The organism is Hoeflea sp. BAL378 (assembly GCF_000759435.1).
Classification (GTDB): Bacteria; Pseudomonadota; Alphaproteobacteria; order Rhizobiales; family Rhizobiaceae; genus Hoeflea.
This window is the reverse complement of the sequence record NZ_JRJG01000109.1, coordinates 1-11,381: the sequence shown is the minus strand read 5'-3', so window position 1 is coordinate 11,381 and position 11,381 is coordinate 1. Positions and strand designations below refer to the sequence as shown.

The window sequence follows — 11,381 nt, the reverse complement described above, 5'->3', positions numbered from 1 at the left end:
TCACGCGGTCAGCCGACGGCGCGCTTCGTTCATGCGCGGCGCCTTGTGGAACTTGCCGTCCTTCATGATCGCCAGCAGCCGGTTCTTGTCCTGCAGGATGCGGATGTCGGCCAGCGGGTCGCCGTCGACCAGCAGGATGTCCGCCAGATAGCCTTCCTTGATCATGCCGAGCTCGTCGCCCATGCACATGATCTGGCCGCCATATTTGGTGCCGGCGAGAATGGCCTCCATCGGCGAGAAGCCGAAGAGCTCGACGAAATATTGCAGGTCCCGGGCGTTGGTGCCCTGGGGGGTCCAGGCAAAGCCGTAGTCGCCACCGATGCAGATGCGGATGCCGCGGCGATGCATCTTCTTCATCGTCTCGGTGCACATTTCGAGTTCGCGCTCATACTCGATAGTAACCGGCGAGCCGGGCTTGATGCCCCATTCGCCGGCGTGGCGGGCGGTGTTGATCAGCCAGGCGACGCCGGGGGCGACGAAGTGCTTGTCCTTGGCGGCCTCGAGCATGTCGAGGCTTTCCTCGTCGGCGAAGGAGGCATGATAGATGTTCTGGATGCCGTGGCGGATGCACTGCTTGACCGAGCCGGAGGAGCGGGCATGCGCGGAGACCACCTTGTTGCGGCATTTGGCTTCCTTGACCGCCATCGCCACTTCCTCTTCCGCCATCGGCGTTTCCTCGGCGCCCATGCCGGTGATCGCTTCGCCTGACAGGTTGAGCTTGATGGAATCGACGCCGTATTTGATGAGCTGGCGCACGGTGCGGCGGATTTCCTCGGGGCCGGAGACGACTATGCCGAGATTGAGGCCCTCATGCGGAATGTGCGACGGCGCGGAATCGCCGAGCCCGCCGACGGTGGTGATCTCGGGGCCTGCAGCCAGATAGCGCGGTCCGGGGAAGCGGCCCTGGTTGATGAAACGCTTGGCCACGACATCGAGCCGCGGCTTGGCGGCAGCCGCGCCGCGGCCGCCGGTGAAGCCTGCGTCGAGCACCAGCTTGGCCATTTCCATGGTGACCAGCATGTGCTCCTCGAGCTCCATCATCTGGATCGGGTCGATGCCCGGCGCATTGTTCCACGACAGATGCAGGTGCGCGTCGATCATACCGGGCATCAGGGTTGCGCCCATGCCGTCGATCACGGTGGCGCCGCCGGCGGCGCTGGCGCCGTAGCGGGACGAGCCGCGGGTCACCGACTTGATGCGGTTGCCCTGGACCAGCACTTCGCCGGTGAACGGATGTTCGCCGGTCGCATCGAGGATCCGGACATTGGTGAACAGGGTCGACCCGTTGGCACCGTAGCCATTCGCGTTATCCATGATTTTGAACTCCTCCCGAGGTCCCTCCGGCTTGTTCAGCCGCGTATAAACTCACTTAAAAGCTGCCGGCACTCCCGCGGCTTTTCGACGGGCGCCCAATGACCGCATCCCGGCAGGATCCGGGCGCTGGCGCCCTCGATCTCGTCGGCCAATTGGTAGGCGTTGCCGGGCGGCGAAACGGCGTCCTCGTCGCCTGCAATCGCCAGAACCGGACATTTGATCGAAGAGGCGGCCGCCCGGCTTGCGCCGGCCAGCGCTTCGCAGGATTTCGCAAAGCCTTCGGCCGACTGGCGCATGTGGCTTTCCCGCACGAAGGCCAGCGCCGTCGGGTTGTCCTCCATCGCCGAGCCCGCCAGTCCGGCGACCGAGACCTGTTGGGCGACGTCGGCCATGCCGGCCTGCCGGACCGCCCTGGCGCGGCCGCGCAGCCGCTCCCGCGCCACGTCGGCGGGTTCGATGATCGGGCCGAACAGGGTGAGCGTCCTGACCAGTTCCGGCCGCGCCGCCGCCACATGCTGGGCAATCAGCGTGCCGAAGGAATGGCCGACCAGGTGCATGGTCTCGATGCCCAAGTCCGACGCCAGCCGGATCAGCGCCTTGGCGAGAAAAGCCACGTCGATGACGCCATCCGGCGTGGCCGAGCGGCCGGCGCCGGGAAGATCCGGGCGGATCACGCGCAGGCCCGAGAGCGCGGGCAGGACCGGCTGCCAAGTGTTGGACGTGCCGCCGAGCCCGTGGACGAGCATCACCGCCATGCCGTCGCCCTCGACCTCGACCATCATTCCCGACTGCAGCACGCTGCTCATGCCCGGCGCTCCACGAAACGGTTCTCGAGCGCGCCGATGCCGTCGATTTCGATGCGGACGACGTCGCCGTCGCGGAGATATTTCGGCGGCGTGAAGCCGATGCCGACACCCGCGGGCGTGCCGGTGGCGATGATGTCGCCGGGAATGAGCGTGACGCCGGCGGAAATGGTGGCGATGATGGTGGGGATGTCGAAGATCAGATCCCGGGTGTTCGCCGTCTGCCGGACCTCGCCATTGACGATGCAGCGCAGGTCGGTGTCGCCGGCATCGATCTCGTCGGCGGTGACGGCGATCGGACCCATCGGACAGAAGGTGTCCTGCGACTTGCCGACCAGCCATTGGCTGTAGCGGCCCTGCAGGTCCCGGGCGGTCACGTCGTTGACGATCGTGTAGCCCCAGACATGGGCCATCGCGTCCTCGACGCTTATGTTGCGCCCGCCGGTGCCGATGATGACGGCCAGCTCGGCCTCATAGTCGACCGCCTCGGACACCGAGGGATCGAGCATCACGTCGTCGCCATGGGCGATCACGCATTCGGGCACCTTGGAGAAAATGATCGGGTGCTTGGGAATTTCGCCCATCGCCGCGCTGGAATCGAAGCCGCTGCGGGAGAACTCCCTGGCGTGCTCACGATAGTTCTTGCCGATGCAGAAGATGTTGCGGGTTGGCCGCGGGAAGGGGGCTTCCAGTTGCACCGAATCGAGCGGGATTGCCGACAGCAGCTCAAGCTGTGTCAGATCCCGGCCCAGAAGCGCTGCGACACCCGATCGGGCGTCGTCCGAGGACAGGCTCACGGGCCGGACCGACGCCGACTGGTCGTCGCACACGCCCACCCTGCGCTCGCCGCCAGCGCGGAAAGTGACAAATTTCATAACTCCTCCCAGAGTATACCAATCAAAACATTGGATTACTTGAATGGTAGCGTATGGAGGAAAATCATTCTTAGCAAGGCCAAAATAGCGCCATTTCCTAAACCAATTGACGATTTCCCTTGAATAATGGTCCACATAATGTAGACCTAACCGAAATTGGTATAGGGTTTTCTTGAGGGTGGGATGGCGAAAGGCAAGTCGAGCCGGATCGAGGCGGACCTGCGGTTGCGGCTGGAGCAGGGCGAGTGGGAGGCCAATGCACGGCTGCCCGACGAGCGCTCGCTCGCGGTTCACTATGACGTGGCCCGCAACACCATCCGCCGCGCCTTCACCGCGCTCGAGCAGGAGGGGCTGATCTTCCGTCAGGTCGGGCGCGGCACCATCGTGCGCGGCCGGCCGGACGCGCACGCCTCGGGCATCCTCAAGCGGTTCGAAGGAGCGAGCCCGCTCGACATCCTCAATCTGCGCCTGTTCATCGAGCCCCATGCCGCCGCCGCCGCCGCGCGCCATGCCAGCGACCATGACCTGCGCTCGATCCAGCAGGCCAAGGCGATGGCGGAACAGCACCATGTGCTCGAGACCTACGAATACTGGGACAACGAGTTCCACCGGCGGATCAGCCTCGCCTCCGGCAACAAGTTCATCTCGGAATTCTTCAGCCTGATGACCATCATCCGCTACGCCGCGCCGATGATGGAGATCCGAAAATTGTGGTTCACCGAGGACCGCCGCCAGGGCTATTGCGACGACCATGACCGGATCATGAGCGCGCTCGAGAACTGGGACTCGGAAGGCGCCAAGGCCGCCATGCGCGATCATCTCCTGGCGCGGCGCAGGAATTATTTCGGGCAATAGGTGAACGGATGAGCGTGTCGAAAATCCTCCAGTCCGTCAGCGCCTCCGAAGGCACCACCGATGTCGGCGTCATCCTGCAGCGCCTGACCGGGGCAAGCCCGATCGACGTGATGAACGTGCGGCTGATCATCGAGCCGCAGGCGGCCGCCGCCGCGGTCTCCAATGCGACGGTCGCCGACATCGACGCCATTCGCCATGCCCACACCATGGCGGAGGCCCAGGACGATCTGGAGGGTTTCGAGCATTGGGACGGCGAGTTTCACCGGCTGATCTACAGCGCGACGCGCAACGAACTGCTGATGACGCTCGAGGAGATCCTCGATGTCATCCGCAAGCGTCCGCAATGGCTGCGCATCAAGCGCGCCCAGGTGACGGAGGCGCGGCGGCAGCATTACTGCCGGCAGCATGCGGAGATCGTCGCCAAGATCGCCAACCGCAACGCCGCCGGCGCCGAGGAAGCCATGCGCCAGCACCTGGTCAGCGTGCTCAACGGCATGTTTCCCTGAGGGACCGGCGTGCCAGCGCTTCGTCAATCCAATTGCGGTGGCGCCAAATAAGAGGGGCCCCGACGCCTTTCGCCGAAGTTTGATTTGAACGCGCGCGGCTTCTCGCGGTACAAGACCGAAGGGAGGATGGATGTCGCAGGATTGCCGGTCGAGATTTGCCGTTGCCCTGTCACGCCGGCGTTTCATCGCGGGCGGGGCCTGTCTTCCGCTGGCGCTTGCTTCGGGCAGGGCGTCCGGGACGGAGGCGCCGGGTCTCAGGTTCGGGCTGACACCGGTCTTTCTCAACAATGACATCCAGTTGCTGGACGCCCTGAAGGTCTATCTGGAGGCGGCGACCGGCCACAGCGTCGAGCTGGTGACGCGGCGCACCTACCAGGAAGTGACTTCTCTCTTGGTGTCGGGCCAGCTCGACGCGGCCTGGATCTGCGGCTACCCCTATATCCAGTATCGCGACGACCTGGAACTGGTGGCGATCCCGGCGTGGAACGGGAAGCCTTATTATCAGTCCTACCTGATCGTGGCGGAGGGCCGTGAGGCCAAGGACATCCTCGATCTGCGCGGCGACATCCACGCCTTCTCCGACCCCGATTCCAATTCCGGCTTTCTCGTCACCCGCACGTTGATGTTCGAGCACGGTCTCGTTCCCGATGTCTTCTTCCGCAAGACGCTGTTCACCTACGGCCATCGCAATGTCATCCGGGCGGTCGCCTCCAATCTCGCCCAGTCCGGCAGTGTCGACGGCTATGTCTGGGAAGTTATGCTGGAGCTCGAACCCGATCTGGTGTCGCAGACCAGGGTGCTGCGCCGTTCCAAATGGCTGGGCTTCCCGCCGATCGCGACGAGCCGGGCCATGGCGGGCACGGCAAGGACGAAGGTCCTGCAAAAGGCGCTGGTTGAAATGGCCGCCAACCCGCAGGGCAGGGAAGTGCTGGACCTGCTGCGGCTGACCGGTTTTGAAATGCCCCGGGAAGCAGCCTATGACGGGATCGCCGACATGGTGGCCCGGCTGCGGGGTGTGCTGTGACGGCCCGGATCGGCCTTCGGCGGCTGCCCTTGATCTGGCGCGTGCCGCTGGCCGTCTCGGTTCTGATGTTCCTGGTCTCCGCGGTCATCACCGAGCGGGTTCTCGACCGCCTCGGCTCGATCCAGGAAACCTATCTCCAAAGCATCGCCAACTCCTATCTGGACGGGGTCACGGCGTCGATATCCCCGTCGGTCCTGCGCGAGGATAGCTGGGAGATCTACGACGCGCTGGAAAGGCTGAGGCCGGTCAACACGGCCATCGTTCCGCTCGAGACCATTGTCACCACGCCGTCGCGGGTCATTCTGGCAGCCACCGATCCGCGCGAATATCCGAGCCTTGAACAGATGGACGATCTGCAGTCCGGGCTGTTTCCAGACAGGCAGATCAGGATCGAGAGCGATGACGGGCTCGCCTATCTGGAAAGGGACATCGTCTATCAGGACACGACCATCGGCCGCATCTACACCATTTTCGATGCCCGCCAGCTTCTGGCCGAACGCCGCGACGTGCTCTCCACCCTGATCCTTACCAATGCCGCCCTGACGGTGCTCCTGGTGCTGGTCGGCATCCTCACCGTCAGGCGGATGATCCGGCCGATGCAGACCCTCGAAAACCACATGATCGAGGCGGCGGAAGGCAAGGCCACGCGGATTGACGTGTCGCAGCAGGCGCCCGGCAATTCCGAGACCCGGCGCCTGTTCATGGCCTACAATTCCCTGCTCGACGCCGACGAGGAGCGCCGCGAGCTGTCGACAAGGCTGGCGGAGGAGGAGAAGCTGGCCAGCCTCGGCCGGCTCTCCTCGGTCATGGCCCACGAGATCAACAATCCGCTCGGCGGGCTGCTCAATGCCGTCGACACGCTGAAGAAGCACGGCGCCAATGCCGGCGTCCGCGACGCGTCCCTGGACCTGCTCCATCGCGGCCTGCAGGGGATCGGCGACGTGGTGCGCGCGGCGCTTGCCACCTACAGGCCCGCGCGCCAGTCCAGGCCGCTCTCGCTCAGCGATTTCCACGACGCCAAGATGCTGCTGTCCCCGGAACTGCGCAGTCGCGGACAGGTGCTGGAGCTGCTGCTCGAAACCGGGGAGGGCCTGGCCTGCGGCTGTCCGTCCGGTCCGGTGCGGCAGGCCGTGATCAACCTGCTGCTCAATGCGAGCGCCGCTTCGCCGCAAGGCGCCGATCTGTTCCTCAGGGCGGCGCGGCAGGACGACGGCGTCGTCGTCGAGGTGGGCGACCGCGGCCCGGGGCTTCCGGCCAGGGCCGTCAGGCTGCTGACCGGCCCGGCCCGCAGGAACCTGCCCGAAGGCAAGGGGCTGGGATTGTGGGTGGTGCGGCAGATCATCGATGAAATCGGCGCGGGCCTGGAACTGGCGACACGGCCGGGCGGGGGTAGCATCGTCAGGATCAGGCTTGGTCCAGGCACAATCGGGGAGATCGGTCATGCAGCCTGACAGCTTCAGGGTCGGATTGATCGAGGATGACCCGATCATGGGCGAATCGATCGTGCAGCGCCTGGAAATCGAAGGATGGTCGGTGGACTGGTGGCGCAAGGGGAAGGACGCCCTCGGGTCGCCGAAGCTGGCGCTGGCCGACATCGTCGTCTGCGACATCCGCCTGCCGGACATGACGGGAGAGGACATCTACCGTCAGGTGCTCGGCTCCGCCGCCACGCCGCCCTTTGTCTTCATCACCGGCTATGGCGAGATCGACCAGGCGGTGCGGCTGATGCGGCTCGGAGCCTCGGACTACCTGCTCAAGCCGTTCGTGTTCGAGGAGTTCCTCCTGCGCCTCAGGCAGAACGCGCAACGAAGCAGCAAGGCAAACCCGGCCGACACCCCCCGGCTTGGCGTTTCGCCGCGGATGCGCGAGGCCGAGAGCCTGCTCGACCGCTATGCCCCCACCGACCTGCCGGTGCTCATCACCGGTGAGACCGGCTCCGGCAAGGAGGTCGCCGCCCGCGTCCTGCACAGGCGGTCCGGCTTTGCCGCCGGCCCCTTCATGGCGGTCAATTGCGCGGCCATTCCGGCCGAACTGCTCGAGAGCGAGATCTTCGGCCACGAGCGCGGCGCCTTCACCGGGGCCGACAAGCAGCATCTCGGCTATGCCGAACGGACCCGGCAGGGCACGCTGTTTCTCGACGAGATCGGCGACATGCCGCTGGCGCTGCAGGCCAAGATCCTGCGGCTGGTCGAGGACCGCTGGTTCTACCGCGTGGGCGGCGAGCAGGCCATTCCGTTTGAGGGGCGGATCGTCGCCGCCACCCACCGGGATCTGCTCGAGGAGAGCGGCCGGGGACGCTTCCGCGAGGATCTCTTCTACCGGCTGGCGGTGTTGCCCCTCCATATCGATCCGCTGCGCGAGCGGCCCGAGGACATTCTTCAGTTCATGAACCAGTTCCTGGCCGAAGCGGCCGCGCGGCAGAACCGGAGCTTCAAGGGGTTCTCGAGCCTTGTCGAGGAACTCGCGCTGGACCATCCGTGGCGGGGCAATGTGCGGGAACTGCGCAACCGTGTCGAACGGGCGGTGGCGGTGTGCCCGCACGACTATATCCTGCCGCGGGACATGTTTCCCGACCGGGTGAAGGGCGAGGTTCCCCAGCCGGCCTTCGAATCCCTGTCCGGAATCCGCGACGATGCGGAACGGCGCCATATCGGCCGCGCGCTGTCGATCACGGACGGCCAGATTGCGGAATCGGCGCGCATTCTCGGCGTGTCCCGCACCACCTTGTGGGAAAAGATGAACCGCCTCGGCATCGGCGGCAAACGTTCGGAAAGCTGAACCTTCGGCGCCGCAGCATGTTCGGAATGCCGGTCATTGCCGGCCGGCCTCGCCGTGCCCCGGGGGCAAGATACAACGATATCAGTGTCTTGGAAGTCTGGCATGGGCCTTGCTTACACATCCCTGCATAGCAACGCATGGGAGGAACGCATGTCTCGATGCAACAAGATGGTCGATCTCGGCCGTCGTCATTTCCTGAGGGGCGGCGCCATTGCCGCCGCCGGAGCCGCAACCGCCGCCGTCCTGCCGGCAGACCAGGCCCGGGCCGCGTCCGGCAGCGCCTTGCTCGATTATCCCGCGAGCCGGCTCGGCAATGTCGCCGAGCTGAAGGTGAACGTGCCCGTCGACATCACCTATCCCGACGCCGACAGCCCCGGCATCCTTCTCAAGATCGGCCAGCCGGTCGAGGGCGGTGTCGGCCCCGATGGCGACATCGTCGCCTATTCGGTGCTGTGCCCGCACAAGGGCTGGCTGATGAGCTACCGCGCTGAAGACAAGTCGCTCAACTGCCCGGGCCATTTCTCGCGGTTCGACTGCGAGGCCGGCGGACAGCAGATCTGGGGACACGCGACCCAGAATGTCCCGCAATTCACGCTCAATGTGGACGACAAGGGCGACATCTATGCCGAAGGCGCAAGCGACCTGATCTTCGGCCGCCCGTCGAACGTGCTCTGAGGGAGGAGACCCAACCATGGCTTACAAGAGACAGATCGATCGCCTTCCCATCCCTCCCAAGGATGCCAAGGTGCACAATGTCACCTGCCACTACTGCATCGTCGGCTGCGGCTACAAAGCCTACACCTGGCCGCGCAACAAGCAGGGCACGCTCACGGAAAACGCCTTCGGCATCAACCTGGGCGAACAGCAGGCCGCCGACGGCACCTGGATGGCGCCGTCGATGTACAATATCGTCCGTCAGGACGGCAAGGATGTTCACCTCGCCGTGGTCCCGGACAAGGATTGCGTGGTCAATTCCGGGCTCGGCTCCGTCCGCGGCGCGCGCATGGCGGAAGCCCGCCCGTCCTATGTGACCGGCACCCAGCAGCAGCGGCTGAGCGACCCGATGATGTGGCGCAACGGCGTCTGGCAGCCCACCTCCTGGGACGATGCGCTTGATCTCGTCGCCCGCGTCACCGCCCGCGTCGTCACCCAGGGCTCCGAGGACGATCTCGTCGTCTCGATGTTCGACCATGGCGGCTCCGCCGGCGGCTATGAGAACACCTGGGCCACCGGCAAGCTCTATTTCGAGAGCATGAAGGTCAAGAACTGCCGCATCCACAACCGCCCGGCCTACAATTCGGAGGTCCATTCCACCCGCGACATGGGCGTCGACGAGCTGAACTACGCCTACAAGGACTACGAGATCACCGACACGATCTTCATGATCGGCGCCAACTCGCTCGAGACGCAGACCAACCTGTTCCTCAACCACATGGTTCCCGGCATGCGCAACGGCGCCCGCTTCGTCTCGGTCGATCCGCGCCGCACGGTCACCATCAACGCCGCCGAAGAGGTCGCCGGCAAGGAGAACGTGCTGCATCTGGCGATCAACGAAGGCACCGACATGGTGCTGTTCAACGCGCTGTTCACCCACATCGTCGACAATGGCTGGGTCGACAAGGACTTCATCGCCAACTCCACCTTCCAGGGCGGCGAGGCGACGCCGCTGGATGACGCCCATCCCGCCGGCCTCGGCAGCCTCGACTATGCGCTCGAGGCCTGCCGGACGTCGCTGGCCGATGCGGCGGAGACCTGCGGCGTTCCGGAGGCCGACATCGCCAGGGCGGCGGAATGGATCGCCAAGCCCAAGGACGACGGGTCGCGGCGCACATGCGTCACCGCCTACGAGAAGGGCATCATCTGGGGCAATGACAACTACCGCACCATCGGCGCGCTGGTGAACATCGGCCTCGCCACCGGCAATATCGGCCGCGAAGGCGGCGGCGTCTGCCGCCTCGGCGGTCACCAGGAAGGCTACTACCGCCCGTCCGACGCCCATGTCGGCCGGCCGGCGGAATATGTCGACCAGTTGCTGATCCGCGGCGGCGGCAAGATCCATCACGTCTGGGCCTGCGATCACCACAAGACCACGCTCAACGCGTCGGAGTTCAAGCGGGTGCACAAGCGCCGCGCCGACATCGTCAAGGAGGCCATGGACGCGGCCGCCGGCGGCTCGCGCGAGCAACTGGTCGACGCCATCGTCGGCGCGGTCAATGGCGGCGGACTGTTCGTCGTCGACGTGGACATCATCCACAGCCAGATCGGCCAGAATGCGCATGTGATCCTTCCCGCCTGCGAAGCCAACGAGATGAACCTCACCTCGATGAACGGCGAGCGGCGCCTGCGCCTGTCGGAAAAATACATGGACCCTTATGGCAACTCCAAGCCCGACTGCCTGATTGCGGCCGGCATTGCCCAGAACATGGAGCGGGTTCTGCGCGAAATGGGCAAGGAAGCCTATGCCGACCAGTTCAAGGGCTATGACTGGCAGACCGAGGAAGACGCCTTCATGGACGGCTACAACAAGGGCAATCCGGAGGTCACCTACGAGCGTCTGCGCGCCATGGGCAACAATGGCGTGCAGGAGCCGGTCAGCGGCTATGCCGACGGCAAGCTGGTCGGCACCGAGCGCCTCTACACCGACGGCCAGTTCACCCGGCACGGGCGCGAGGACAAGAAGGCGCTGTTCTGCGCCGCCGGATGGCGCGGCTGGCAGGCCGCCGGCAAGGCGCGCGAGAAGGAGAACCACAAGTACTGGATCAACAATGTGCGCGCCAACATCTTCTGGCAGAACCAGTTCCTGGACCAGGACATCGACTTCATCCAGGACCGCTTCCCCTATCCGTTCATCGAGATGAACGAAGAGGACATGGCGGAGGAGGGGATCGCCGCGGGAGATCTGATCGAGATCGCCAACGGCAACGGCGCCACCCAGGGCATGGCCTATCCGACCGATACGGCCAGGCGCGGCCAGGTCGCCATGGTGTTCGGCTCCCCGGCCGGCAGCCAGGGCAACGTGGTCAGTCCCGGCGTGAACGAACTGGTGCTTCCCGACTACAAGCACACCTGGGGCAACATCAGGAAGATCGCCAATGCAACGCCGCGGGTGAAGGCCGTTTCCTTCAAGTCGAAGGAATACAGGTCGGCCTAGCTCCGCCCGAGTTCTCCGGCCAGACCGGACCCGCTCCAAGACCCGGCCCGCCGCGATCCGTCGCGGCGGGCCGGG

General features: G+C 65.2%; 10 protein-coding genes. 7 read left to right on the top strand and 3 right to left on the bottom strand.

The annotated features are described in order from the left end of the window. Genes LL06_RS19890 through LL06_RS19880 form a run of 3 tightly spaced genes read right to left on the bottom strand, consistent with a single transcriptional unit; the run spans position 1 to position 2,992 of the window. A complete protein-coding gene (locus LL06_RS19890) occupies positions 1-1,314 on the bottom strand; it encodes an amidohydrolase family protein (RefSeq protein ID WP_052161755.1) in 1,314 nt (437 codons plus the stop codon). A 35-nt stretch (positions 1,315-1,349) separates the two neighbouring features. Beyond that, the gene (locus LL06_RS19885) at positions 1,350-2,120 is read right to left on the bottom strand and encodes an alpha/beta fold hydrolase (RefSeq protein ID WP_035530860.1); all 771 of its coding nucleotides are present in this window, start codon (positions 2,118-2,120) and stop codon (positions 1,350-1,352) included. Continuing rightward, entirely contained in the window at positions 2,117-2,992 is an 876-nt protein-coding gene (locus LL06_RS19880) for a fumarylacetoacetate hydrolase family protein (protein ID WP_035530858.1), read from the bottom strand. Before LL06_RS19880 ends, LL06_RS19885 begins: the two co-directional genes overlap by 4 nt. Before the next feature lie 183 nt (positions 2,993-3,175). On the opposite strand from LL06_RS19880, the gene LL06_RS19875 reads away from it, so the two are divergent. From LL06_RS19875 to LL06_RS19845, 7 genes are all read left to right on the top strand, one after another. Beyond that, positions 3,176-3,847 carry an FCD domain-containing protein gene (locus LL06_RS19875; RefSeq protein ID WP_035530856.1) on the top strand — a complete coding sequence of 224 codons (672 nt, stop codon included), beginning with the start codon at positions 3,176-3,178 and terminating at the stop codon, positions 3,845-3,847. A gap of 8 nt (positions 3,848-3,855) precedes the next feature. Next, positions 3,856-4,353: an FCD domain-containing protein gene (locus LL06_RS19870; RefSeq protein ID WP_052161754.1), complete on the top strand. Its 498-nt coding sequence runs from the start codon at positions 3,856-3,858 to the stop codon at positions 4,351-4,353. A gap of 130 nt (positions 4,354-4,483) precedes the next feature. Next, positions 4,484-5,377: a PhnD/SsuA/transferrin family substrate-binding protein gene (locus tag LL06_RS19865; protein ID WP_052161753.1), complete on the top strand. Its 894-nt coding sequence runs from the start codon at positions 4,484-4,486 to the stop codon at positions 5,375-5,377. 29 nt (positions 5,378-5,406) lie between these two features. Then, positions 5,407-6,828 (top strand): HAMP domain-containing sensor histidine kinase, encoded by a 1,422-nt coding sequence (locus tag LL06_RS19860; RefSeq protein ID WP_152599695.1) that lies wholly within the window; start codon positions 5,407-5,409, stop codon positions 6,826-6,828. Beyond that, positions 6,818-8,155 carry a sigma-54 dependent transcriptional regulator gene (locus LL06_RS19855; RefSeq protein ID WP_035530852.1) on the top strand — a complete coding sequence of 446 codons (1,338 nt, stop codon included), beginning with the start codon at positions 6,818-6,820 and terminating at the stop codon, positions 8,153-8,155. The genes LL06_RS19860 and LL06_RS19855 overlap by 11 nt, the downstream gene beginning before the upstream one ends. Positions 8,156-8,305: 150 nt before the next feature. Beyond that, positions 8,306-8,830 (top strand): arsenate reductase (azurin) small subunit, encoded by a 525-nt coding sequence (locus LL06_RS19850; protein ID WP_035530850.1) that lies wholly within the window; start codon positions 8,306-8,308, stop codon positions 8,828-8,830. A 16-nt stretch (positions 8,831-8,846) separates the two neighbouring features. Continuing rightward, on the top strand, positions 8,847-11,306 hold the full coding sequence (locus tag LL06_RS19845; protein WP_035530848.1) for an arsenate reductase (azurin) large subunit: 2,460 nt from the start codon (positions 8,847-8,849) through the stop codon (positions 11,304-11,306). Positions 11,307-11,381: the final 75 nt, after the last annotated feature.

Excerpts from the sequence above, each read along its gene's own strand:
- LL06_RS19890 (WP_052161755.1), bottom strand. The coding sequence starts at position 1,314 with ATGGATAACGCGAATGGCTACGGTGCCAACGGGTCGACCCTGTTCACC.
- LL06_RS19885 (WP_035530860.1), bottom strand. The coding sequence starts at position 2,120 with ATGAGCAGCGTGCTGCAGTCGGGAATGATGGTCGAGGTCGAGGGCGAC.
- LL06_RS19880 (WP_035530858.1), bottom strand. The coding sequence starts at position 2,992 with ATGAAATTTGTCACTTTCCGCGCTGGCGGCGAGCGCAGGGTGGGCGTG.
- LL06_RS19875 (WP_035530856.1), top strand. The coding sequence starts at position 3,176 with ATGGCGAAAGGCAAGTCGAGCCGGATCGAGGCGGACCTGCGGTTGCGG.
- LL06_RS19870 (WP_052161754.1), top strand. The coding sequence starts at position 3,856 with ATGAGCGTGTCGAAAATCCTCCAGTCCGTCAGCGCCTCCGAAGGCACC.
- LL06_RS19865 (WP_052161753.1), top strand. The coding sequence starts at position 4,484 with ATGTCGCAGGATTGCCGGTCGAGATTTGCCGTTGCCCTGTCACGCCGG.
- LL06_RS19855 (WP_035530852.1), top strand. The coding sequence starts at position 6,818 with ATGCAGCCTGACAGCTTCAGGGTCGGATTGATCGAGGATGACCCGATC.
- LL06_RS19850 (WP_035530850.1), top strand. The coding sequence starts at position 8,306 with ATGTCTCGATGCAACAAGATGGTCGATCTCGGCCGTCGTCATTTCCTG.
- LL06_RS19845 (WP_035530848.1), top strand. The coding sequence starts at position 8,847 with ATGGCTTACAAGAGACAGATCGATCGCCTTCCCATCCCTCCCAAGGAT.